A 25,145-nucleotide genomic window follows, 5' to 3' on the forward strand; every position below is an offset into this window, starting at 1 on the left:
CCCCGGGTTGGAGGACCGGAGGCAAGTATCCAAGGAATAGCTCTCATCAATAAGAACTAGTTACTTAGTACTATATTCCTTGTTAGAGTTGAAAGCAAGTACTTTGCACATTTTAACATTTAAATAATCTTTTCATTCAAATTCAGGGAACTATCAAACAGGGCTTGAATCTTGGGTTGGTGGCTGATGCCGATGACCAAAGTATCGGGCAAATGTTGCTTGAGGGTCTGCATCAACATCAGGGCGGATTCGTCATCAAGCTGGTTGGTGGCTTCATCTAGGAACAGGATTTGCGGTTTGTGCAGCAGTGCTCGTGCAAGGCTGAGGCGTTGTTGTTCGCCGCCGGAGAGGATGCCGTGCCATTCGCATGAAGTGTCCAAATCGTTCATCAACGTGTGCAGCCTACCCGTGGGGCTGCTTAAGCCGACTTGTTCCAAAACGGTTTGAATCAAATGGTCGTCTTGGCAGGCTGAGTAAGGGTAGCTGACGGTTTGACGCAGGGTATCGGTAGGCAGGTAAGGGCGTTGCGGGAAAAACAGGCGGCTGCCTTCAAGGGAAAAACTGCCGTGATAATACGGCCATAAACCGGCAAGCACGCGAAGCAGCGTGGATTTGCCGATGCCGCTTTTGCCTTTGAGCAATAGCCATTCAGGGGCATGGGCTTCAAGGCTGATGCCGGAGAGCAGGGGGGTGCCGGTTTGGGTGTGGATGGTAAGGTTTTGCAGGACTGCCTTGCCGCGATGATGCGGCAAATCTGTTTGGTGTGACTGAAGGGAGGGGCTTTTTTGTTCTGCTTGTTCCAAGGCCGTCTGAAAACCGGAAAGCCGTTCGATGACTGCCGCCCATTCAATCAGGCGGCGGTATGCGTCAGTAAACCAGCCAAAACTGTCTTGAACGCGTGCAAATGATGTGCGGGTCTGCATCATGTCGCCGAAGGTCATGGTTTTGGCGAGGTACATGGGCAGGGTGGCGAGGATGGGGATGAAGATGCTGATGCGCACATAGGTCGCCCAGAAGGTTTCTTGGCGGAATTCGCAGTTGGTCAGCCGTCGCCAGTTGTCGCGGATGCGTAGATAACATTGTTTCAGACGGCCTGTTTCCGCTTCGCCGCCGTTGTAGAAGGCGATTTGTTCGGCATGGTCGCGTACGCGTAAAAGGGCTGCGCGGTAGTCGGCTTCGCGGTGCTGGCGGTCGATATTGAGGTTTTTCAGTTTGCGGCCGACAAGATGGGCGATGATGGTGCTGAAGATGGAATAAATCAGGGCAACCCAGACAAGATAGCCGTAAACGGTAATGCTGTATCCGCCGATGTTGAAAGTCTGTATGCCGGAGAGCGTCCACAGTACGGCGACGAATGCGCTGAATTTGGCAACGTTGTTGATGAAGGAGCGAAAGAGGCTGATGCTTTTGTCGGCAAGCAGGTAGATGTCTTCAGCGATACGTTGGTCGGGGTTGTCCGGTTCGCCTGTCAGGCGCAGGCGGTAGTGTTTGTGGCCTTCGAGCCAGTTTTTTTGAAATTGATCGGTCAGATGGGTGCGCCAACGGAAGATGAGGCGTTTTTGCAGCCAGTCGGCACAAACGATACAGCCGATAACCATCGCCATATAGCCGAGGTATTCGACAATGAGTGATGGCATGGATGCGCCGTCAAACGCGGCCAGCGCGTCATAGAAGCGTTTGTCCCATGCGGCAATCCAAACGCTGATGGTGATGGAGCAAAGGGTAAAGCCGATGAGGACGGCGAGCATCAGCCATTGGAGGCGGCCGTGTGCCCCTGACCAAAAAGGGTGGGCAAGGTAAAAGAATTTTTTGAGCGTATTCATGATGAATGCTTGTGAATGCGTGCGAATGGCCATCTGAAAGTGAAATTGTACTTTCAGACGGCCTTTTTATCAGCAATAGTTGGTTTATGCTTTTAAAAAATGAGCGGTCAACCCGTGCTTGCTATGCTGCTATTTACATTTTCCACTTCAGGCTGAACACGGCATTGCGCGGTTCGCCGTAGAAGTTGCCGCTGTTGGCGGCACGGCTGTATTGGTTTTCGTAGTAGCGTTTGTCGGTCAGGTTGTTGATTGCCAGTCCCAGTTGCAGGTTTTTGCTCGGACGGTATTGGACGTTGGTATTCCAAATGGTGTAGCCGCCTTGCTTGATGGAGCCGTAGGAATTGGAGGTTTTGCTGCTGCTCTTCAAGCCAAGACCGACCGTCCATTTGCCGTCATCCACCGGCAGGACATAGCTGGTGTAGAGGCGGAACATATGCTTCGGCGTATGGCTGCTGAAGTTGTAGCCTTTTCGGCGCGATTCAACATTGCCGGTAACGCTGCTGCGGTTGGTGCTGCGGTTGAAGGTGTAGCCTGCGTAAACTTGCCAACGGTCGGTCAGGCTGCCGGAGATTTCGGCATCCAAGCCGCGGCTGCTTTGGTTGAGCGGTTCCCAGTAGGCGTGCGGTTTCGCATTAACGCGTTGGTTGTTGTTGTCTTTGTCGGTGCGGTAGAGGGCGACGGAAGTATTCAGACGGCCTTCGTTCCATTCGCCTTTCCAACCGAGTTCGTAGTTGCGACCCATAATCGGCGGCAGTAGGTTGTCGTTGTAGTCGCGGTTCATCGTTTGTTTGAAGATGGACGTATAGGCGGCGTAAATACTTTGTTTAGGCGTGATGTCGTAAGTGATGCCGGCATAAGGAACGAAGCGGTTGCGTTTGAGCGAGTCTGATGAACCTGCTGCCCCGTCTTTGAGGTCGCGATCCCAATAGTAGTCGCGTTTCCAGCTGGTGTAGCGTCCGCCTGCGATGATGTGTAGTTTGTCGGTAGGATTGATGCGCGCGCCCAAACCGAAGGCATGGGTAGTATAACGGCCGTCGCCGCCACGGGCTTTGGCTGTGGCAGAATCCCAATCGGGTTTGGCTTTCTCGCTGCCGTTAAAGGCATCTGCGTCATAGTTGCTGCTGTCGTTGAGCCAGCGGTTGCTTGAATTCACGTTCTCTTTGGAATAACTGTGCATGAAGAAGAGGTCGTGATTTTGGCCGAAAGCGAAGATGCGGCCGGTCAGGTTGTTTTGGAAAGTGAACTGGCGGTTGCCTGCATCGTAACGGTCGAAGCTGTATGTGGTTCCCAGGCCGTCTGTACCGATACCGTTACCTGTGCCGCCCAGCGTGTAATATTCTTTTGAACTGGTGTTTTTACGCCAGTCCAACTTGCTGCTCAGTTTCCAGTTGTTGTTGAAATAATGTTCAAACTCGGCAAAAAGATTGTATTTTTTCAGGCGAGCTTCGTTCCAATCCGCACCTAGATAGCGGCTGCGTTTCCACTCTTTGCCGTCTGCACGCATAGGCAGGCCGTCAGGATCAGGTGTTTCAGTTTGGTTGAGATAGCTTGCGCCCCAGGTAAGTTTGCTGTTGTCGCCGATGTCTTTGTCCATCACGCCATACAGAAGGATGTCGCGTCCGCCGGATTGGTCTTTGAAGGTTTTGTTGCTGCCTACGGAACCGACAAAGCGTCCGCGCAGGCCGTGCTCTTGGCTTAAGGTACCGGATGCATCAAAGACGCTGTTTACTTTGCCCCATGAGTTTGCCATCAAATCAGCGGAAAGCTGGCGTTTTGCAGTTGGTTTTTTACGGACGGCGTTTACCGTGCCGCCGGGTTCGTTGTTTGCCTGTGTCAAACCTGCCGCACCGCGCACTACTTCAATGTGGTCGTACATTGCCATATCGGTTGCACTGGTCGGGTCGCCGGCCGGGCCGCCTAAGCCGAATCCTCCGGGAGAGCCGAGTTGCGTGGCAATGCCGTCTTCTTCAAATTGTTCGATAAAATAGCCGCGCGACATGAAATGCGTGCGTCCGCCGCTTTTGAAAACATTGATGCCGGTAGCGTTTTGCAACGCACCTTCTAAGTCGGTGATGCCTTGGTCTTCAATTTGTTTTTTAGTAATGACGCTGACGGATTGGGGGATTTCCCGCGGAGAGAGGACCAGCCCCGTGGTTGAGCGCAGGGCGGATACTGTGTAGCTGTTTTGACTTTCAGTGCGCAAGCTTTTGTTTTTGCCGACAACGGTAACTTGTTCCACTTCAGCCTGCCGTACCTCTTCGGCAGCTTGTGCGGCTTGGGGCAATGCGGCAAGGCAGAGGGCAAGTGTGCTCAGTTTGAATAGTTTTTCAGAATGATGCATTTGATGAGGTCCTTGATAAAGAAAGATCTGTTTGTTTTTAAATATTGGCGGCAATATCTGTTTAAATTGAGCAGTTATTTTTTATAATCCATTTTGTTTTAAAAATTAAATTTAAATCTCCGAATCATTTTATTTGATTCAATTTCGATTTTGCCAAACCATCGGGTCAAAAAAAGTTGCCGCCGGAAAGGGAGCCGTTGGCAACGAATGGAGGTGGTAATGCAATGAAAACTAGATACAAAGGGTGGTATCAAACTAGCCATAAAGAACTATATCGAAATTGTAAGAAAAATCAACAGAAGTTGCCTGTTACTGGCAAAAATTTTAGTCGGCTTGCCTAAAATCAAATTTTTGAGTAATTGCTTGGTTAGTTGATGCAGGGATTGGCATTGGTAGCTCTAGCTGAATTGTTTACAGGCCGTCTGAAAATTGCCGGGGTTGTTCGGCTATAATGCTGTTTTGGTTTTTTAAGGCTTTTGCAAAAATACGGTTTTGTAGTTTTTAGTTGAATGTGTACCTGATATGTTTGTAAAGGTTTTGAGGTATGAGGAGAATGAGATGAAGAAAGTTTTGGTGTTGCAGCATGGGGATTTGGGCGTTTGCGACTGGTCGGCCTTTGGCGGTTTAGTGTCTGCGCCATCAGGAAAGTCGGTGTTGCGTCTGCCGGTTGATGATGATTTTGAATTGACGGACGAGATGCGGGCTGCGTTGATTGTGCAGCAGATAGATGGTGCGGTGTTGCCGGATGTGGCTTTTGCTGATTTGGGACTGATTGTCAGCGATATGGATTCGACGCTGATTACGATTGAGTGCGTGGATGAGATTGCGGCCGGTGTCGGGCTGAAGGATGAAGTGGCAGCGATTACGGAGCAGTCGATGCGCGGCGAGCTGGACTTTGAGCAGTCTTTGCGCAAGCGTGTGGCTTTGCTGGCCGGTTTGGACGAGCGCGTGTTGGAAGAGGTGTACGAGAATGTGTTGCAGCTGTCGCCGGGCGCAGAATTTTTGTTGGAAGAGTGTAAACGGAATGATGTGAAGTTTATGCTGGTGTCGGGCGGATTTACGTTCTTTACGGAACGCCTACAACGGCGTTTGGGCTTGGATTTCCATTTTGCGAATGTGTTGGAAGTGGAAAACGGCAAGCTGACAGGCCGTCTGAAAGGGCGGATTATCGATGCGCAGGCTAAGACGGATTTGTTGCGTGAATACCGTGAGCGTCTGGGTTTGGCTCCGTGGCAGGTGGTGGCGATGGGTGATGGTGCGAACGATATTCCGATGATACGGGAGGCGGGATTCGGCATTGCTTATCGGGCGAAACCAAAAACTGAAGCGAATGCGGATGCGTGTGTGCGCTTTGGTGGATTGGAGCGGATACGCGGTTGGTTTGCGTAAACTGGTTGAGGATATTTGTCAGTCAGGCCGTCTGAACAATCGGGAAACCGGTTTTCAGACGGCCTGATGTTTTATAAGGCGATAAAACGGTAGCCTTCGGCATCGACTTCGAGAATGGAGGCGTAATTGTCGCGCCAGTCGCCAAGTACGATGCGGGTGTAATCGGCGTTGCGATGGATGTTTTCGCGGTGGGTATGGCCGTGGATGAGCAGGGGCGTGTGGAAGCGTTGGACGGTTTCGTGGGTAAAGGCCGGATTGACGTCCATGATGTCGGCGGTTTTGTGTTGCTTGTCCTGTTTGCTCTGCTTGCGGATTTTGGTGGCGATGTTCAGTCGGAGTGTGAGCGGCAGGAGCAGGAACAGGCCTTGCAGCCATTTTTGATGGACGGTACGGCGGAATTTTTGATAAGAATGGTCGTCGGTGCAGAGAGTGTCTCCGTGACAGAGCAGGGTGGGAGTGCCGAACAGGTCGATAACGGCGTACTCGGGCAGTAAGGTCATGCCGGTATCGCGGGCGAAGGCTTTGCCGATGAGGAAGTCGCGGTTGCCATGGATAAAATAGCAGGCGACGCCGCGCTTGGTCAGGTCGCGGATGGTTTGTTTGATGGTTTGAACCAAAGGGCTGTTTTCGTCATCGCCGATCCAAAAATCGAAAAGGTCGCCAAGAATGTATACGGCTTGGGCATGAATGGCTTTTTCTTGCATAAATTTCTGGAAGAGTGCGGTCAGTTGAGGATGGGATTCGCTCAGGTGCAAATCGGCGATGAAGTAAATCGGCATGATGATGTGGGACGTGTGGGAAGGGTTTTATTATAACTTGGGTTGCCGCATTTGGATTTGGGCTTGGTGTTTTTCGTTTGTAATGCAGTGATTTTATTATTTTGATTTGGTGTGATAAAGGCCGTCTGAAACATCTTTTCAGACGGCCTTTTGGTTTATTGGGCTTTGCCCTGATAGGTGATTTGTTTCAGTGTCTCTTCTTGGTACAAGTCGCTAATGGGGACGGTATAGAAGAATTCGTTGCTGCGAACAAAGCGGTTGACCAAGTCTTTGTCGAGATGGAGGACATGGTGTCGCAGTTTGTTTAAGCCTTTGAATATCATGGTGCTCCAACGCATATAGCCGTCTGAATTGGGACGGATGTCGTTCATGGCATCAAGGGCGAGGAGTTTGCGGTTTTGCTCTTCTTTATCCAAAGGATGGGAATAGATGCTTTGGAAGTAAAACGGTTGCTCGGAGGGCGGCGGCAGGCTGAGGGAAGAGCCTACTTTGCCGATAGGGAAGTCGTCGCTCAGATAATGTATGGTGTGCAAAAACAGATTGCCGCGGCGGTAATCGATTTTACGCAGGGCTTCGATGGCGGCCAGCGCAGTATGTTGATGGTCGGGATGCGTATCAATATTTGGGGACGGCGTCACGATAATATCCGGCTGGAATGTTTCTATCAGATAGCTAAGGTTGTCTACCAAGCTGTTCCAAGTAGAGCCGAGTTTGAGATGTTTCGCCAATGGGGAGGTATTGGCACTGCGGAAAATATCGACATCGGTCGTATCGATTTTGGTCGATTTAATCTCTTTTTCCGGATTTTGGCGCATGGCGGTCAATGTGCTGTCGAAGTAGCCCAGCTGCAGGATGTTTTCAGACGGCACGCCGGCCAAAAGGGGAACGGCTAGGCTGTTCCAAACGCGCATCCGGCCTTTTTGCAGATATTGTGCCTGGGTGTCGAAGTCGCATGTGCTGTAAAGATTGCCATAGTGGAAGCTGCCGCCTTCGCTGGCGGTTAAAGTGCAGATCATTGAATTGGCGGCGTGTTTTTCGTACAAACCGTATGCGCCGAGTTCAGCATCGTCAGCATGAGGCGCGAGGACAAGGATTTTTTTGCCGTCGAGGTTTTCACGCGGATAAACAGAGAGTTCGATTTCTTGATCTGGTAAGGACAGGTATTTGCCTTCCAGGCGGATGGTTTTGTCGCTGTCGGAGAAGGTGTCGCTCAGATTGATATAGCGCACGCCTTTTGCGCCGTATTCGAAATATTGCTTCCATCTGCCTTTAGATGAAATGGTTTCAACAAAAGGCAGTATCAGCAATCCTGCCCAAGTCGATTTGATGCGGATTTTGGCAATAACGGTATCTTGCCCGCTGATAGTGGCGGGCAAAGTCAGGCTGCCACCTTTGAGGATGGCATGCGCGGTAGAGGGAAGGGAGGGATAGTTATAATCTTGGTGTGTGTCGTAGGCGAACTGTTTTTTATGAATAATAGAAGTAATAATAAACAAAGTAACAAAAAAAATCAGTATCAGCCCAATTAGTATCAGAAACATTGTCAGGTTCCTTTATTGTTATAACAGCTATGATATTGCTTGCGAAGTCTATTTGTTTGTTTTTCTTACAAACGGTTGTTTTTTGTACTCTAACGTCATTAAAGAAAACGTTTAAAATAAAACAGTTTGCGGGTTGATTATATATAAACGACCAAAATGTAGAAAGGCCGTCTGAAAGATTTGAAAGAAATTTCAAAAATTTCAGACGGCCTTGATATTTTAAAGGTTAAGCCGGTAAATTATGCTTCTTTTGTTTCAACTGCTTTCTGACGCAGACGCAGGCTCAACTCTCGAAGTTGTTTGTCGTCGACCACATTAGGTGCATTGGTCAGCAGACATTGTGCACGTTGTGTTTTCGGGAAGGCAATCACGTCGCGGATAGATTCGGCACCGGTCATCAGGGTAACCAGACGGTCGAGACCGAATGCAAGGCCGCCGTGAGGAGGCGCGCCGAATTTCAGGTTGTCCAAGAGGAAACCGAATTTCTCTTGTTGCTCTTCAGGGCTGATTTTCAGCGCGGCAAACACTTTCTCTTGTACGTCTGCACGGTGGATACGGATAGAGCCACCGCCGATTTCCCAGCCGTTCAATACCATGTCGTAGGCACGGGCCAAGCAGTTTGCAGGGTCGGAAACCATCAGGTCTTCATGACCTTCTTTTGGCGCGGTAAACGGATGGTGTACGGCAACGTAGCGGTCGGCTTCTTCGTCGTATTCAAACATTGGGAAATCGACAACCCACAAAGGTTTCCATTCGTCTACGAAGTAGCCGTTGTCTTTGCCGTGTTCCAAGCCGACTTTAATACGCAATGCGCCGATGGCTTCGTTCACGACTTTGGTTTTGTCCGCGCCGAAGAAAATGATGTCGCCGTTTTGTGCGCCGGTACGCTCGATGATTTCTTTCAGAGCGTTTTCGGACAGGAATTTCACGATTGGAGATTGCAGGCCGCTGTCTTCGCCGTTGGAAAGGTTGCTGATATCGTTTACTTTGATGTATGCCAGACCTTTCGCGCCGTAGATGCCGACAAATTTAGTATATTCGTCGATTTCTTTGCGGCTGAATTTCGCGCCGTTCGGTACACGCAGAGCGACTACGCGGCCGCCTTTCATGTCGGCTGCACCACGGAAGACTTTGAATTCTTCCGTTTTCATCAGATCGGTCAATTCGGTAAATTTCAAGTTGATGCGCATGTCCGGTTTGTCAGAGCCGTAGTAGAACATGGCTTCAGAGTAAGGCATGCGTGGGAAGTCGCCCAAATCTACATTCAAGGCATCTTTGAAGACTTGTTTGGCCATGCCTTCAGTGATGTCCATGATTTCATCCTCGTTTAAGAACGAGGTTTCCAAGTCGATTTGAGTGAATTCAGGTTGACGGTCGGCACGCAAGTCTTCGTCACGGAAACATTTGGTGATTTGGTAGTAACGGTCGAAACCAGCAACCATCAACAGTTGTTTGAACAATTGTGGAGATTGCGGCAGAGCGAAGAATTCGCCCGGATGAACGCGGCTTGGTACGAGGTAGTCGCGTGCGCCTTCCGGAGTGGAGCGGGTCAGCATCGGTGTTTCGATGTCGATGAAGCCTTGCGCGTCCAAGTAGCGGCGAACGCCCATGGCGACTTGGTAACGCAGACGCAGGTTGCGTTGCATGGCAGGACGGCGCAAGTCGATAACGCGGTTGGTCAGGCGAACGTTTTCGCTGATGTTTTCGTCGTCGATTTGGAACGGAGGCGTAGCGGCAGCGTTCAAAACTTCGATTTCTTTGGCAAGGATTTCGATTTTGCCGGAAATCATTTTGTCGTTGGTTGTGCCTTCAGGACGGTTGCGTACGCGGCCGGTAATGCTCAAAACATATTCGTTGCGGGAAGAGTCGGCAGCGGCAAATGCTTCCGGAGTGTCAGGGTCGATAACGACTTGAACGATGCCTTCGCGGTCGCGCAGGTCGATAAAAATCACACCGCCGTGGTCGCGTCGGCGGTGTACCCAGCCTTTGACGGTAACGGTTTGGTCTAAGTATTGCTCGCTGATAAGGCCGCAATAGTTGGTACGCATAAAATCACCTTTTTATATTGTTCAATTTAAAAAAGAAGGAAAGGCCGTCTGAAAAAAAAGAAGACCTTAATTGTTATGTTCGGTATCACCGTCTTCTGACGGTTTTTGGGCAGATAGGGCTTTAACCGGTAAGTCGTCCGGCATGACCATGCCCAGTGAAATTACATATTTCAATGCCTGATCCACGCTCATGTCCAGCTCGCGAACGTCGTTTTTTTTAACCATGATGTAATAGCCGCCGGTCGGGTTGGGTGTGGTTGGGACGTAAACAGAAATATAGTCGTCATCTTGCGGCAGGCTGCCTTTGAGTTTGGCGGGAATATGGCCGGAAACAAAGGCTATCGTCCAAATGCCCGGTTGTGGAAAGGGAACCAGTACGGGGGTTTTGAACGAGCGGCTGCTGTCGGAGAGCAGGGATTCGGAAACTTTTTTAACGCTGGAGTAGATGGATTTGACGACGGGAATGCGTCCTAAAAGGCTGTCCCATGCGCCGAGAATCCGCCTGCCCAATACGTTGGCGGCGAATACGCCGGTAACGAACAAGACGACTGTGGCGGCGACGATGCCCAAGCCGGGAATGTTGAACCCCCAGAAATGCTGGGGCTGCCAGCTTTCCGGCAATAGGCTGATCAGTCTGTCGGCGGCGGATATGATGTAGGTCATCGCCCAAATGGTTACGGCAATCGGCAACCAAACCAGCACGCCTGTAATCAGGTATTTCTTTAAAGCCTTGGCGATTTTTCCGCTTTCGGCTGCGGCTTCTGTCATCTTTGTTTCATTCCGGCAAGTTTTGCCCAAACTTTGCATTATACGCGTTTGGACGCTAGGAAACGAGTATTTTAAACGAATGGCTTGTTTTGTTTTATTGTTTCAGACGGCCGCCTTGATTGCAAAGGCCGTCTGAAACAATATGGGGTCATTTAGATGCCGTCCCAGTCGTTGAACATCAGGCCGAAGCCGATGCCGTTTTGTTTGTGGTTGTAGTCAATCAGGCTTTCGCCGTAGCCGTGGAAGCCGCGGACAACGCCTTTGAGTTTGCCTTTGATGGGAAAAGTATAGGCCGCTTCAACGGCGCCGCGTCCGCTTTTCGGGTTGTAACGCAGGACGGAATAAACATTTTGTTTGTCATTGAAGCGGTATTGGACTTTCAAGTCGCCGTAGCCCATGTATTTGTTGATGTCCGGATTGTCATCGTCATCCCCTTTTTGGTCGAAGGCGCGCATCCAAACTCTAGGAATAATGGTCAGCTTGCCCCATTCCATGCCTGCCATGGCGTAAACCCGGTTCCATGATCGCGATTCCGGGCGGCTTTGACCGTTGGATTGGTGAACAAAACCTGCGCCAACCATACGCAGTTTGCCGCCGAAAGGCAGGTCTGCTTTAACGGGTTGGGTAATGAAGATTTCAGGCTCGTAGTCGGTGTTGCGGAACGGTGCGGATTTGCGGCCTTGGTTAAAGATTTGCCAGTCGGATTTTTGGGTGTAGCCAAACCATACGTCGGCACGGGTTTTGAATAAATCTTCGGCAATCTTGCTTTTGAAGGAAACCTGCATTTTGGTTTCGAGGCGTTTTTGCTCGCTGAATTTTTCCTGTGTGGTTACGCCGCGGCTGGGGGATTCCGGGTAATAGTTGGGGCTGCTGTTGTACCAAACGGGCATGAGGTACATAGGGTTGTGCTCGCGTACGCTCAATAGGCCGCGTGTGTCGTTTTTATCCAAATCGTACATCAGGCTTAAAGGCGTGTAGCTGTCGGCAGTTTCGCTTAATACGTCGTCTGAAATATTCGGATGGGTAGGGTTGTCGAATACGATGGCTGCTTCTTTTTTCTCAATGCTCTTGCGCACGCTTTTTTCGAGGTCAACCGGTGTTTTGGCGGTTTCGGTTTGCACTTGCGACAGTGGGGATTGAGGGGGGAGTTGCGCCGAGTAGATGTTGTCGTAACACGCCAAACGGGTGGCGTTGTCTTGAATGGTGGTGCAGTGTAGGGCGGTATCGGCGGCGGCCAGTGGGGCGGCGACAATGAATCCGATACTTAGGGAATGTTTCAACATCTTGTTCATGAGAGTTTCCGTTGTTTTCAGACGGCCTGATGAAAGGGTAAATGGTTTTATTTAGTCGGTTTGGGCTGTGAATACGGCAATGCCCCTGAAAGGCAAGACCTCAGGGGCATCGTATCAGCTCGATTATCCTGCTTTGGTTGTCAGGATTTCCGGCATCTGCGTCAGTATTAAGCCAAAGCTTTTACTTTAGCAGACAGACGGCTTTTATGACGGGCTGCTTTGTTTTTGTGGAATACGCCTTTGTCAGCGATACGGTCGATGACTTTAACGGATTCTTGGTAAACTGCTTGAGCAGCAGCTTTGTCGCCGGCTTCAACTGCTTTCAACACTTTTTTCACAGCGGTACGGAATGCAGTACGCAGGCTGGCGTTGTGGGCGCGTTGTTTAACCGACTGGCGGGCACGTTTGCGGGCTTGTGCGCTGTTTGCCATATTGAATATCTCCTGAAAAATAAATTCTGTAAACGCGCAATTTTAAAGACAGATTTCCTTGTATGCAAGCTTTTTCTCTATAAACGCGCGCAAATCAGCCGTATTTTGCCCAAAAACGACAGCCGGTGCAACGCTTTTGGGAAAAAGATGATGTTGCTCTGCCTTATTTCAATAAAAATCAGATGGATATTGCTTTTCGTTTGCTTACGTTTCCATTACAATAGCCTAACTCTGCGCCGGGGTGTTTATGGGGTGCAGGGTTTCTTATTTATTGACATTAACCACTCTTTCATCAGGAATCTGCCCGTATGAAAAAATCTGTATTAGCCGTATTGGCCGCATTGTCTTTGGCCGCGTGCGGCGGTGGCGAGAAAAAAGCCGAGCAACCTCAAGCAGGCAGCGCGCCTGCTGCCAATGCCGAGGCAGCCGCTACCGATACTTTGAATATCTACAACTGGTCAAACTACGTTGACGAAAGTACAGTCGAAGACTTCAAAAAAGCCAACAATTTGAAGCTGACTTACGATTTGTATGAAAACAACGAAACGCTGGAAGCCAAAATGCTGACCGGCAAATCCGGCTATGACTTGGTTGTGCCCGGTATTGCCTTCCTGCCGCGCCAAATTGAGGCAGGTGCATACCAAAAAATCAATAAGGATCTGATTCCGAACTACAAAAACATCGACCCTGAATTGCTGAAGATGTTGGAAACCGCCGACCCGGGCAATCAATACGCCGTTCCTTATTTCTCCGGTGTGAACACTTTGGCGATTACCGCGAAAGGCAAGGAGCTTTTGGGCGGAAAATTGCCTGAAAACGGCTGGGATTTGCTGTTCAAACCTGAATACACCAACAAGCTGAAATCTTGCGGCATCGCTTTGTGGGATACCCCGAGCGAAATGTTCCCAATCTTGTTGAACTACTTGGGTAAAGATCCTAAAGGCTCGAATCCTGAAGATTTGAAAGCGGCGGCAGAAGTGTTGAAAGCCATCCGTCCTGATGTAAAACGTTTCAGCCCTTCCATCATTGACGAATTGGCGCGCGGCGACATTTGCTTGGCGGCAGGTAACGGCGGCGACTTGAACTTGGCCAAAGCGCGTTCTGAAGAAGTGAAAAACAATGTCGGCATCGAAGTGTTGACTCCGAAAGGCATGGGCTTCTGGATTGAATCTTGGCTGATTCCGGCCGATGCGAAAAACATCGTCAATGCCCACAAATACATCAACTACACACTTGATCCCGAAGTGGCTGCGAAAAACGGTATTGCCGTAACCTTCGCACCGGCCAGCAAACCTGCACGCGAAAAAATGCCTGCCGAGCTGGTGAACACACGTTCTATTTTCCCGAACGAGCAAGACATGAAAGACGGTTTCGTTATGCCTCAAATGAGCGCAGATGCGAAAAAACTGTCTGTTAACTTGTGGCAAAAAATCAAAGTCGGTTCAAATTAATTGTGAGCTGATTGTTTGAAGCAAAGCAAAGGCCGTCTGAAATTTTTCAGACGGCCTTTTTTGATGTCCCAATCTTTATCGTTTCAAAGCCAAAGTCAATACGCCTGCGGTTACCAAGCCTAAGCCTATCCATTCCTGCGTACTTGGGCGTTCGTCTAAGAAAACGACGGCCATCAGGGCAACTAGGACCAGGCTGAATTTGTCGACGGGTGCGACTTGCGATGCGTTGCCCAGTTGCAGGGCTTTGAAGTAGGCAAGCCAAGATGCGCCGGTAGCGAGGCCGGATAGGATGAGGAATGTCCAGTTGCGGCCGGTAAAGCCGTTCACGCCCTGCCATTTGCCGGTGTAGGTTAAAAACAATACCAAGGCGGCGAGGATGACCAAGGTGCGGATAAATGTGGCGAAATCCGAATCTATGCCCTGTAAACCCATTTTGGCGAAAATGGCGGTCAATGAGGCGAAGCCTGCCGATGCCAATGCCCAAAATAGCCATGCGTTGCTGCTCATATTTTATTCCTTTGTTTCAAATTGTTGACAATATGAATCCGCTTGTTGATGAAATATCGAAATTTTCACTGCGGTTTGTCTTTGGAAAACGCTATAATAGAACTAATATTCTTTTTCTTCCAGCCGTCTTTATTATATTGTTTCAGACGGCCTTTCCCTCTCTCAATAAAGGAAAATCATGAGCTTCAAAACCGATGCTGAAATTGCCCAGTCTTCCACCATGCGCCCGATTGGTGAAATTGCCGCCAAGCTGGGTTTGAACGTTGACAACATCGAGCCCTATGGTCATTACAAAGCCAAAATCAATCCTGCCGAGGCATTCAAGCTGCCGCAAAAACAAGGCCGTCTGATTTTGGTGACCGCCATTAATCCGACTCCTGCGGGTGAGGGTAAAACCACTGTAACTATCGGTTTGGCGGACGCATTGCGCCATATCGGCAAAGACTCGGTTATTGCTCTGCGCGAGCCTTCTTTGGGTCCGGTGTTTGGTGTTAAAGGCGGTGCGGCAGGCGGCGGCTATGCCCAAGTTTTGCCGATGGAAGACATCAACCTGCACTTTACCGGCGACTTCCACGCCATCGGTGCGGCGAATAACCTGCTCGCCGCCATGCTCGATAACCATATCTATCAAGGCAATGAGTTGAACATCGATCCGAAACGCGTGCTGTGGCGTCGCGTGGTCGATATGAACGACCGCCAGTTACGCAACATCATCGATGGTATGGGCAAACCTGTTGACGGCGTGATGCGTCCCGATGGTTTTGACATTACCGTTGCCTCTGAAGTGATGGCGGTATTCTGTCTTGCCAAAGACATCAGCGATTTGAAAGAGCGTTTGGGTAACATCCTTGTTGCCTACGCCAAAGACGGCAGCCCTGTTTATGCCAAAGATTTGAAAGCGAATGGCGCGATGGCGGCATTGCTCAAAGATGCGATTAAGCCTAACTTGGTGCAAACCATCGAAGGTACTCCGGCCTTTGTACACGGCGGCCCGTTTGCCAACATCGCCCACGGCTGTAACTCTGTAACGGCCACCCGTTTGGCGAAACACCTTGCCGATTATGCCGTAACCGAAGCAGGCTTCGGCGCGGATTTGGGTGCGGAAAAATTCTGCGACATCAAATGCCGTCTGGCAGATTTGAAACCTGATGCGGCTGTTGTCGTGGCCACTGTCCGCGCTTTGAAATACAACGGCGGCGTGGAGCGTGCCAACCTCGGCGAAGAAAACCTCGAAGCCTTGGCAAAAGGTCTGCCTAATCTGCTGAAACACATTTCCAACCTGAAAAACGTATTCGGCCTGCCTGTGGTGGTTGCCATCAATCGCTTTGTGTCCGACTCAGATGCCGAGTTGGCCATGATTGAAAAAGCCTGCGCGGAACACGGCGTTGAAGTTTCCCTGACTGAAGTATGGGGCAAAGGCGGCGCGGGTGGTGCAGACTTGGCTCACAAAGTTGTCAATGCCATCGAAAACCAACCGAACAACTTCAATTTCTCCTACGATGTTGAGCTGAGCATTAAAGACAAAATCCGTGCGATTGCCCAAAAAGTGTACGGCGCGGAAGATGTTGATTTCAGCGCGGAAGCGTCTGCCGAAATCGCTTCACTGGAAAAACTGGGCTTGGACAAAATGCCGATCTGCATGGCGAAAACCCAATACTCTTTGAGCGACAACGCCAAACTGTTGGGCTGCCCCGAAGGCTTCCGCATTACCGTGCGCGGCATTACCGTTTCTTCCGGTGCAGGCTTCATCGTTGCGCTGTGCGGCAATATGATGAAAATGCCGGGTCTGCCGAAAGTTCCGGCTGCCGAGAAAATTGATGTGGACGCAGAAGGCGTGATTCACGGCTTGTTCTGATTTAGATTGATTTCGAAATAGATAAAGGCCGTCTGAAACCGAGGTTTCAGACGGCCTTTTATAATTTAAGTGAATTTCAACCGGCTTTTTAAGAAATTGAAGAAATTGTCTATCATGTCGAACATGGTATTGCGGTCTTCGCCAAACAATGAAATGCTGCGGTCTTTGCTGATTCTGTCATAAGCGGCAAAAATGGTTTTCAGCTCTTCAGTGGTCAAGCGCAGTTGCTTTTCGTACAAGATGCGGCTTAAGAGCGTTACTTCCGTCGCGTTCAAATCAGGGAAGAGATGACTGATCCACAACTCCATGGTGTATTGGACGGATCTGCTGATTTTGTCTCTTTTTTTGCTTTCTTGAGTTTGATGTATCCTGTATGACAACAAAGGCTCGGGCAGGTTGGCAAAGGTTTTGCCATGTAGGGCGCATTGCACCCACATATGGAAATCGGGAGCGGTTTCTGTCGCGGTGTAGTTTATCCTGAGGTTTTTAATGCTGTCGTGCCGCCACATGGTGGTGGGGTTGAACATGTTTTGGGCGGCAAAGGAGAGAAAGGCTTTAATGTCTTTGTCGAGCAGGGGGAGGTCACTTAAAACGGGTTCTCTTCCGGTTTGGTCGTCGAAAAAGATGGTGGCTTGGCTGCCGACAATATCGATTTCGGGATGGCTGTCTAAGAATTGAATTTGTTTTTCAAAACGATCCAAGGCGCAAATATCGTCCGCGTCCATTCGTGCCACATATTCGACCTCTACGTCTTTGAGCAGATCCATGGCAAATTGGCAGGCAAACGGCTCACCCCTGTTTTCCGGAAGGTGGAAAACCTGCAAACGTGAATCTTTGGTTGCGTAAGCTTCGAGGATTTCGCCGGTTTTATCTGTTGAAGCATCGTTGATGGCAATGACGAAAAAGTCACGGAATGTTTGATTCAATACCGAGTCCAAACATTCGGGCAAATAAGCTTCGGCACAATAGGCCGGCAAAATAACGGCGAGTTTCATGTTTGCTTTCGATGTGTTTTGATGTGTAGTCGGTGGAAGATTTTACTATAAATTTCCAAAAAGCTAAGGCCGTCTGAAACCTTATTTTCAAGTTTTCAGACGGCCTTAGTGTGAATCCGAGATACGGATTATTTAACGATTTGGTTCAATTCGCCTTTGGCGTATTTGGTTGCCATTTTTTCCAAAGAAATCGGTTTGATTTTGTCAGCCTGGCCTTCGCAACCGAATGCGAGGTAGCGGTCAAGACAGATTTGTTTCATGGCTTCGACGGTTTTGCTCAAGTATTTGCGCGGGTCGAATTCGGATGGGTTTTCTGCCATGAAGCGGCGGATGGCACCGGTAGAGGCGAGGCGCAAGTCGGTATCAATGTTGACTTTGCGCACGCCGTGTTTGATGCCTTCGACGATTTCTTCAACCGGTACGCCGTAGGTTTCACCGATTTTGCCGCCGTGTTCGTTGATGACTTTCAGCCATTCTTGCGGAACGGAGCTGGAGCCGTGCATCACGATGTGGGTGTTAGGCAGGGCTTGGTGGATTTCTTTGATGCGGTCGATACGCAATACATCGCCTGTGGGCGGACGGGTGAATTTGTACGCGCCGTGGCTGGTGCCGACGGCAATAGCCAATGCGTCAACGCCGGTATCTTTAACGAAACGTACGGCATCTTCGACGCTGGTCAGCATTTGGTCGTGGGAAAGTTTGCCCACTGCGCCGACGCCGTCTTCCTCGCCGGCTTCGCCGGTTTCGAGGTTGCCCAATACGCCGATTTCGCCTTCAACGGACACGCCGCAAGCGTGGGAGAAGTTAACGACGGTACGGGTGGCGTTGACGTTGTATTCGTAAGAAGAAGGGGTTTTGCCGTCTTCCATCAGCGAGCCGTCCATCATCACGGATGAGAAGCCCAGTTGGATAGAGCGTTGGCACACATCAGGAGATGCGCCGTGGTCTTGATGCATCACGACAGGGATGTGCGGGAATTCTTCGACTGCGGCCAAAATCAGATGGCGCAGGAATGGGGCACCTGCGTATTTGCGTGCGCCTGCGGATGCTTGAACGATAACGGGGGCGTTGACTTGATCGGCCGCCTCCATGATGGCGCGCATCTGTTCGAGGTTGTTAACGTTGAATGCGGGCAGACCGTAGCTGTTTTCGGCAGCATGGTCCAATAATTGGCGCATGGATACGAGTGCCATGAGGAGCTCCTGAAGTAGTGAAGGGTAAATTTATCCAATAAATTATAATGTTTTTTGAAATGAAAGACTACAAGCTGTTACATTGTTTTTATATATTAATGAACAGGGTCTCAGTTTATAATGGCAGAGTATTGAAAACGGGTGTGCAAAATGGATAGGATTTCGGTAGCCGAGTGTGATAAGCCTTTGTTTCAGACGGCCTTGACGGTGCAGGTGGGCGATGTGAACTATGGCGGCCATCTGGCAAACGATGCTGTGTTGCGTTTGTGCCATGAAGTGAGGATGCGTTGGCTGGCGAAGCTGGGTTGGAGTGAAATGGATGCCGGAGGGGCTGGCCTGATTATGGCGGATGCGGCGGTGCAGTATTTGGCGCAAGGTCATCATGGCGATGAGCTGTCGGTAGAAATGGGGGTGGCGGGCGTGGCCGGTGTGGGCTTTTCTTTGCTGTACCGTATCCGCAGGATTTCAGACGGCCTTGTGCTGGCGAAAGTGCAGACAGGCATGGTGTGTTTCGATTATGGCAAGCAACGTGTCTGCCGTTTGCCTTCGGCCTTGAAAGCAGCATTGGAGGCCGTCTGAAATGGCGGAATCAAACAATTTTGCGCTTCATCTTGAACGCTATCTGAAAACCTTGCTGCAACAAGGTAAGTCGGAGCATACCGTTTCCGCTTATCGGCGCGATTTGAGTGAGTTGATGCGCCTGTTGCCCGATAACCTGGGAAACGGCCTGCCGACGCGCCGTGATTTTGTGGCGGTATTGAAAAAGCTGTCGCAAAAGGGCTTAAGCGAAAGTAGCTTGGCGCGGAAATTGTCGGTGTGGCGGCAGTATTGCAGTTGGCTGGTGCAGATAGAAGTTATGGAAAGCGACCCGACATTTAATATGAAAGCGCCGCGCCTGCCCGAACGCCTGCCTAAAGCACTACCGCAAGAACCTTTAAACCATATCCTTGACCATGCGCCTGTTGATGACGAATTGGACGTGCGCGATAAGGCCATGTTTGAATTGATGTATGGTAGCGGTTTGCGCCTGAGCGAGATCCAAGGTTTGAATCTGGATGGTATTGTCTTGGACGAAGGCTGGGTCAGTGTGAAGGGTAAAGGGGGCAAGCAGCGGCAAGTGCCTTTGGTGGGCAAAAGCATTGCGGCATTGCGTGATTATCTGGCGGTGCGTATTGCCAAAGAGGGAGAGCAGGCCTTGTTCACCAATAAGAACGGTAGCAGGCTGGGGCAGCGTCAAATCCAAAAACGCCTGCAGGCGTGGGCAGTGCGCGTGGGCAGTGCCAGCCATATCTCGCCGCACATGATGCGCCACAGCTATGCAACCCATCTTTTGCAGGCATCGGGCGATATCCGCGCCGTACAGGAATTGTTGGGTCACAGCAACCTTTCCGCTACGCAAGTTTATACAAAGCTGGACTTTGACCATTTGGCGCGCGTTTATGATGAGGCGCACCCAAGGGCGAAACGGAAAAAATGATTTTGTTTGAATCAGGCCGTCTGAAAGAATGTTTTCAGACGGCCTGATGTTTTATGAATAAAAAATACAGATGGTTTGAAACCATTTGAATTTTTATCGGTCTGATGAGGTTTAAATATTGGCCTGATGTGCGGATGGCATAAAAATTGTAAGAGTCGATGGCTTTTTTAATACCGTTTATCTTTTCAGATGGCCGCTTGTTTGATAATATTAGTAATGAGAGCTAATATCATATTATGATATACAGCCTTTAAAACAGCAGGTCTATAAACTTTCTCTATAAGCATTAATGCTTATTTTGACTGTAAAACGACTTGCAAACGGGAATTGTTGCTATTAACATAACGGAATTATGGATAAAAAACGAATTTTAACTCCAGCCGTCGTGACTTCCGTTGCGTTGATTCACGTCGGCTTGGTTGCACTTTTATGGCACGCGCACAAACCGCCTCCTGTCGAAATGGCGAATATTGAATTTGTCGATTTAGGCGATTTCGGCGGTGGAGACGGTAGTCCTGAGGGTGAAGGCGCACCTGCCGCCCCCGAGCCAACCCCCGAACAACCGAAACCTAAGCCGAAACCCAAACCTAAGCCTGTCGAGCCGCCCAAACCTGTTATCAAACCTGTGGTAACGAAAAAAGAAAAAGCGGATATTGTGCAGCAAAAGGAAAAACCGAAACCTATCGAGAAACCTAACCCCGAGCCTAAGCCGGAACCCAAACCTGAGCCGAAGCCCGAGCCAAAACCTGAACCAAAACCAGAGCCGAAGGCAGAACCTAAACCATCTCCCAAAGCATCTGAATACTCAGGCAGCAAAACCGGACCGAATACTGCTGAAAACGGTAAAGGCAACGGCGAAGGCAAAGCCTTGGGCGGAGAAGGAAAAGGCAACGGCGGCGGTACGAAAGGTACAGGCAGCGGCCGTGGCGAAGGCAGCGGATCCGGCAGCGGTGGTGCGAAAGGCGAACATGGCTCCGGTACCGGTGGCGGAGGTGGTGGCAGCGGTACAGGTGCCGGCAGCAGTAAAGGCAATCCTGCAAAAGGAACCTGCCATATTCCGAGACCTCCGTATCCTTCACTGTCCACTGAAAATGGTGAAGAGGGCTTGGTTGTTTTGAAAGTCTTGGTTGGTCCCGGCGGTAAAGTGGATTCAATTAGTGTGAATAAATCAAGTGGTTATAGTCGTCTGGATAACGCAGCGCGTAAAGCCGTTAAAGATGGTAGCTGTCATGCAAGTGTTTGGACTGAATTTAAAGTACCTGTCAAATTCACGCTTGAATAAGTATCTAGGACTAAGCTGATTGATTGGAAAATATATGCTGTTGGGAAATATTTTTAAATGACCCGATAGAAATTTTAATTTTATTTTTAACTTGGAAAAATTATGGATTTAAGTTTAGTTTTCAAATCAGGTGATGTGGTACTGATTGGTGTATTTGTCCTGATGTTGCTGATGAGTGTGGTGACTTGGAGCGTCATTGTGATCCGCTGCATCAAATACCGCAAAGCGAAAAAAGGCAATGCTCAGGTAAAAGAGTTAATGTTGAATGCGTTTACGCTGGCTGATGCCGTACAAAAAGCCAAAGCGGTAGAAGCACCGATGAGCAATGTTGCCGATGAGTCTCTGCGCGCATACCAAAACTACCGTCAAACGACAAGCAAATCGCTGATTGATGAATTGCCTTTGAACGAATACTTGGTCGTTCATATCCGTAACAGCATGTCCCAAACCATGCGCCAGTTCGACTACGGTATGACTGCTTTGGCCTCTATCGGCGCAACCGCTCCGTTTATCGGCCTGTTGGGTACTGTTTGGGGTATTTACCATGCCCTGATCGGCATCAGCGAAAGCGGTCAAATGAGCATTGCTGCGGTAGCCGGTCCGATTGGTGAGGCTTTGGTATCGACTGCTGTCGGCCTGTTTGTAGCGATTCCGGCTGTATTGGCATACAACTTCCTCAATCGCGGTACAAAAACCATCGCGCAAGATATGGACGCATTTGCACATGACCTGCATGTCCGCCTTCTGAACCAAAAGGATTAAACCATGGCTTTCGGATCAATGAATTCCGGCGATGATGCGCCGATGTCGGATATCAACGTTACACCTTTGGTGGACGTGATGCTGGTGTTGCTGATTGTATTTATGATTACCATGCCGGTGCTGACCCACTCGATTCCTTTAGAGTTGCCGACTGCTTCGGAAAAAGCGGCGAAAGAGGATAAGCAGCAGCCTAAAGATCCTTTGCGGTTGAGCATTGATGCCAGTGGTGCTTATGTCGTTGGCGGCGATTCCGATACCAAAGTGGATTTGGCAACGGTAACTGCTAAGCTGAAAGAAGCCAAAGCGAAAAACGAAGATGTGATTGTGGCGATTGCGGCGGATAAAGCGGTTGAATACGATTATGTCAACCAAGCCCTGCAAGCGGCGCGCGAAGCCGGTATCAGCAAAATCGGTTTTGTAACGGAAACCAAAGCGCAGTAATCTTTTGAACACAGTAAAGGCCGTCTGAAATTTGAGTAAAGTTTCAGACGGCCTTTTGTTGTATTTGGTAACTATATGTCCAGGCTGTATAATTAGCGGATTAAATTGAATAATGACAATACAGGAACCACTATGACAGAAACCATCGAACGCGACAGTATGCAATACGATGTCGTGATTGTCGGCGCAGGCCCGTCGGGTTTGTCTGCCGCCATCAAACTCAAGCAGCTTGCCGAAAAGAATGGACGCGAAATCAGCGTTTGCGTGGTGGAGAAGGGTTCGGAGGCCGGTGCGCACTCGCTTGCAGGCGCCATCATCGATCCGATTTCTTTGAATGAGCTGATTCCTGATTGGAAAGAAAAAGGCGCGCCGCTGACGCGTACAGTGACGAAGGACAGGGTTTTGTTCCTGACCGAGAAAAAAGCCTTCAACCTGCCGGTTACCCCGAATTTCGACAACCATGCGAACTATATTGCCAGCTTGGGCGAAGTTGTCCGCTGGTTGGCGGAGCAGGCGGAAAGTTTAGGCGTGGAAATCTATCCGGGCTTTGCCGCCGCCGAAGTGCTGTATCACGAAGACGGTTCGGTCAAAGGCATTGCGACCGGCAATATGGGCGTGGGCAAAGACGGCGAACCGACCGATTCATTCCAGCCCGGCATGGAGCTTTGGGCGCAGCAAACCATATTTGCCGAAGGCTGTCGCGGTTCGCTTTCCAAGCAAATCATCGAGCGTTTCCAACTCGACCAAAACAGCGAGCCGCAAACTTACGGCTTGGGCATTAAAGAAATTTGGGAAGTGCCGTCTGAAAAACATCAGCCCGGTTTGGTCATGCACAGCGCAGGCTGGCCGCTAGACAGCAAAACCTACGGCGGCGCGTTTATTTACCATTTCGACGACAACAAAGTCGCTGTCGGTTTTGTGGTCGGTTTGGACTATCAAAACCCTTATCTGTCGCCGTTTGAAGAGTTTCAACGGTTCAAAACCCATCCCAAAATCCGCAAAACCTTTGAAGGCGGCCGCCGTATCGCGTATGGTGCGCGAACACTGATTGAAGGCGGTTTGCAAAGCCTGCCGAAACTCTCGTTCAGAGGCGGCGTTTTAATCGGCGATGCCGCAGGTTTCCTGAATATGCCGCGCATCAAAGGCATCCATACGGCCATGAAATCCGCCATGCTCGCCGCAGAAGCTGTGTTCCCTTTGTTGGAAAACCTCGAAGAAGTGGAAAGTTTCGACAGCGGCAAAGAGGCGGCTGATTATCAGCAACGTTTTGAACAAAGCTGGCTATATCAAGAGCTTTACGCTGCGCGCAATGTCCGTCCGTCATTTAAATGGGGTGTTTACCTCGGCTCAATCTATACCGGCATCGACCAAATGATTTTCAGAGGCAAAGCCCCGTGGACTTTGAAACATCACGGCAAAGACAACGAGCAGCTCAAAAAAGCCGCCGCGTGCAAGCCGATTGATTATCCGAAGCCCGACGGCGTTTTGACCTTCGACCGTTTGAGCAGCGTTTTCCTTGCCAACCTTGCGCACGAAGAAAACCAGCCCGACCATTTGGTGCTGAAAAATCCGCAAGTCATGATAGACGTAAACTACAAAGAATACGCCTCGCCCGAAACCCGCTATTGTCCGGCCGGCGTGTATGAAATCGTCGAAGAAAACGGCAGCCCGCGTCTGCAAATCAATGCCGCCAACTGCGTTCACTGCAAAACGTGCGACATCAAAGACCCGACGCAAAACATCACTTGGATTTGTCCCGAAGGCGCGAGTGGACCGAATTACGGCGGAATGTAATTGACTGTTTGAAGTCAAAATCTAAAGGCCGTCTGAAAAGTTTCAGACGGCCTCTATCCTATTATTTCATCAATGGAAGCATTATGAACACGCACATTTGGCAGGCAGGCCGATTTGAAATCGCCTTAGACAAACCCAAAATCATGGGCATCGTTAATCTGACCCCCGATTCATTTTCCGATGGCGGCACCTATTCGCAAAATGTCCAAATAGCATTGGCACATGCTGAGCAGCTGCTGAAAGACGGTGCGGATATTCTCGATATCGGCGGCGAATCTACCCGTCCAGGTTCGGACGATGTTTCTCTCGAAGAAGAATGGGCTAGGGTGCAGCCGGTTTTGGCGGAAGTCGCCAAGTGGAATGTTCCCGTCAGCTTGGACACGCGCCGCACGGTGATTATGGAAAAAGCCTTGGTGCAAGGCGGCGTCGATATTATCAACGATGTTGCCGCATTGAGTGATGAAGGTGCAGTCGCATTGCTGGCGCAACAGCCGAATACAGGCGTGTGTCTCATGCACATGCAGGGTTTGCCCAAAACCATGCAGCTGAATCCGCAATATCAAGATGTCGTCGAAGAAGTCGCGCGTTATTTGAAAGCACGTGCGGCAGAATGCGTTCAAGCAGGCATTGCCCCTGAACGCATCACGCTAGACCCCGGCTTCGGTTTCGGCAAAAACCTGCAACACAACATTACCCTGATACAACATTTGCCTGAGTTGATGGACGCAACCGGATTCCCCCTTCTGATCGGCGTATCGCGCAAACGTATGATTGGCGAACTGACAGGCGAACAAGATGCCGCCAAACGCGTACACGGCAGCGTCGCAGCCGCTTTGGCCACAGTGGCTAGAGGCGCGCAAATCATCCGTGTTCACGATGTCAAAGCAACATCGGACGCTTTGAAAGTTTGGGAAGCATTGGGCATATCGGCATAATACCCGAATAGAAAACCAACAGGCCGTCTGAAACATTGGCC

21 protein-coding genes are annotated in these 25,145 nt (G+C 50.0%); 10 read left to right on the forward strand and 11 right to left on the reverse strand.

Translation table 11 applies throughout. From position 1 onward, the window contains the following. Positions 1-119: 119 nt before the first annotated feature. Together ACTHRE_RS05665 and ACTHRE_RS05670 are read right to left on the reverse strand one after the other, a co-directional pair. Positions 120-1,823, reverse strand: coding sequence for an ABC transporter ATP-binding protein/permease (locus tag ACTHRE_RS05665; RefSeq protein ID WP_377072530.1), 1,704 nt, complete (start codon positions 1,821-1,823; stop codon positions 120-122). A 133-nt stretch (positions 1,824-1,956) separates the two neighbouring features. Next, positions 1,957-4,164, reverse strand: a complete 2,208-nt coding sequence (locus ACTHRE_RS05670) for a TonB-dependent siderophore receptor (protein ID WP_377072528.1) — start codon at positions 4,162-4,164, stop codon at positions 1,957-1,959. A 558-nt stretch (positions 4,165-4,722) separates the two neighbouring features. Between ACTHRE_RS05670 and serB the strand changes: the two genes are divergently transcribed. Continuing rightward, complete coding sequence (gene serB / locus ACTHRE_RS05675; protein ID WP_377072526.1) at positions 4,723-5,553, forward strand: phosphoserine phosphatase SerB; 831 nt, start codon at positions 4,723-4,725, stop codon at positions 5,551-5,553. A gap of 71 nt (positions 5,554-5,624) precedes the next feature. On the opposite strand, the gene lpxH is transcribed toward serB, so the two are convergent. The 6 genes from lpxH to rpsT form a co-directional block, all read right to left on the reverse strand. Beyond that, positions 5,625-6,335: a UDP-2,3-diacylglucosamine diphosphatase gene (gene lpxH, locus ACTHRE_RS05680; protein ID WP_377072640.1), complete on the reverse strand. Its 711-nt coding sequence runs from the start codon at positions 6,333-6,335 to the stop codon at positions 5,625-5,627. Between the two features lie 152 nt (positions 6,336-6,487). Further along, positions 6,488-7,873 (reverse strand): PIG-L deacetylase family protein, encoded by a 1,386-nt coding sequence (locus ACTHRE_RS05685; protein ID WP_440344887.1) that lies wholly within the window; start codon positions 7,871-7,873, stop codon positions 6,488-6,490. A gap of 239 nt (positions 7,874-8,112) precedes the next feature. Then, positions 8,113-9,921, reverse strand: coding sequence for an aspartate--tRNA ligase (gene aspS, locus ACTHRE_RS05690; RefSeq protein ID WP_070585093.1), 1,809 nt, complete (start codon positions 9,919-9,921; stop codon positions 8,113-8,115). Between the two features lie 66 nt (positions 9,922-9,987). Further along, complete coding sequence (locus tag ACTHRE_RS05695; protein WP_377072522.1) at positions 9,988-10,689, reverse strand: DUF502 domain-containing protein; 702 nt, start codon at positions 10,687-10,689, stop codon at positions 9,988-9,990. A gap of 152 nt (positions 10,690-10,841) precedes the next feature. Then, positions 10,842-11,981, reverse strand: coding sequence for a phospholipase A (locus ACTHRE_RS05700; RefSeq protein ID WP_377072520.1), 1,140 nt, complete (start codon positions 11,979-11,981; stop codon positions 10,842-10,844). Positions 11,982-12,148: 167 nt separating this feature from the next. Further along, on the reverse strand, positions 12,149-12,412 hold the full coding sequence (gene rpsT / locus ACTHRE_RS05705) for a 30S ribosomal protein S20 (protein ID WP_002212556.1): 264 nt from the start codon (positions 12,410-12,412) through the stop codon (positions 12,149-12,151). 308 nt (positions 12,413-12,720) lie between these two features. On the opposite strand from rpsT, the gene ACTHRE_RS05710 reads away from it, so the two are divergent. Continuing rightward, positions 12,721-13,863, forward strand: coding sequence for an extracellular solute-binding protein (locus tag ACTHRE_RS05710; protein WP_377072518.1), 1,143 nt, complete (start codon positions 12,721-12,723; stop codon positions 13,861-13,863). A gap of 75 nt (positions 13,864-13,938) precedes the next feature. On the opposite strand, the gene ACTHRE_RS05715 is transcribed toward ACTHRE_RS05710, so the two are convergent. After that, entirely contained in the window at positions 13,939-14,370 is a 432-nt protein-coding gene (locus ACTHRE_RS05715; protein WP_003680126.1) for an EamA family transporter, read from the reverse strand. 178 nt (positions 14,371-14,548) lie between these two features. Here ACTHRE_RS05715 and ACTHRE_RS05720 point away from each other — a divergent pair, with 178 nt between their 5' ends. Then, on the forward strand, positions 14,549-16,225 hold the full coding sequence (locus ACTHRE_RS05720; protein ID WP_070608530.1) for a formate--tetrahydrofolate ligase: 1,677 nt from the start codon (positions 14,549-14,551) through the stop codon (positions 16,223-16,225). Positions 16,226-16,290: 65 nt separating this feature from the next. Here the strand turns inward: ACTHRE_RS05720 and ACTHRE_RS05725 are convergent, their stop codons facing one another. Then, positions 16,291-17,220 carry a glycosyltransferase family 2 protein gene (locus ACTHRE_RS05725; protein WP_377072516.1) on the reverse strand — a complete coding sequence of 310 codons (930 nt, stop codon included), beginning with the start codon at positions 17,218-17,220 and terminating at the stop codon, positions 16,291-16,293. A gap of 128 nt (positions 17,221-17,348) precedes the next feature. Beyond that, on the reverse strand, positions 17,349-18,413 hold the full coding sequence (fba, locus tag ACTHRE_RS05730; protein ID WP_003686828.1) for a class II fructose-bisphosphate aldolase: 1,065 nt from the start codon (positions 18,411-18,413) through the stop codon (positions 17,349-17,351). Positions 18,414-18,563: 150 nt separating this feature from the next. On the opposite strand from fba, the gene ACTHRE_RS05735 reads away from it, so the two are divergent. From ACTHRE_RS05735 to folP, 7 genes are all read left to right on the forward strand, one after another. Then, positions 18,564-18,992: an acyl-CoA thioesterase gene (locus ACTHRE_RS05735; RefSeq protein WP_377072514.1), complete on the forward strand. Its 429-nt coding sequence runs from the start codon at positions 18,564-18,566 to the stop codon at positions 18,990-18,992. Position 18,993: 1 nt separating this feature from the next. Further along, a complete protein-coding gene (locus ACTHRE_RS05740) occupies positions 18,994-19,890 on the forward strand; it encodes a tyrosine recombinase XerC (protein WP_377072512.1) in 897 nt (298 codons plus the stop codon). A 352-nt stretch (positions 19,891-20,242) separates the two neighbouring features. Next, positions 20,243-21,172 carry an energy transducer TonB gene (locus tag ACTHRE_RS05745; protein ID WP_440344886.1) on the forward strand — a complete coding sequence of 310 codons (930 nt, stop codon included), beginning with the start codon at positions 20,243-20,245 and terminating at the stop codon, positions 21,170-21,172. A 102-nt stretch (positions 21,173-21,274) separates the two neighbouring features. Then, positions 21,275-21,934, forward strand: a complete 660-nt coding sequence (locus ACTHRE_RS05750; protein WP_049332314.1) for a MotA/TolQ/ExbB proton channel family protein — start codon at positions 21,275-21,277, stop codon at positions 21,932-21,934. 3 nt (positions 21,935-21,937) lie between these two features. Continuing rightward, positions 21,938-22,375 (forward strand): ExbD/TolR family protein, encoded by a 438-nt coding sequence (locus ACTHRE_RS05755; protein WP_003686804.1) that lies wholly within the window; start codon positions 21,938-21,940, stop codon positions 22,373-22,375. A gap of 132 nt (positions 22,376-22,507) precedes the next feature. Next, positions 22,508-24,169 (forward strand): electron transfer flavoprotein-ubiquinone oxidoreductase, encoded by a 1,662-nt coding sequence (locus ACTHRE_RS05760; RefSeq protein WP_440344885.1) that lies wholly within the window; start codon positions 22,508-22,510, stop codon positions 24,167-24,169. An 83-nt stretch (positions 24,170-24,252) separates the two neighbouring features. Beyond that, positions 24,253-25,104, forward strand: coding sequence for a dihydropteroate synthase (gene folP, locus ACTHRE_RS05765; RefSeq protein WP_440344884.1), 852 nt, complete (start codon positions 24,253-24,255; stop codon positions 25,102-25,104). The last annotated feature ends 41 nt before the right edge of the window (positions 25,105-25,145 follow it).

The organism is Neisseria sp. P0001.S007, from assembly GCF_051963655.1.
GTDB lineage: Bacteria > Pseudomonadota > Gammaproteobacteria > Burkholderiales > Neisseriaceae > Neisseria > Neisseria subflava_A.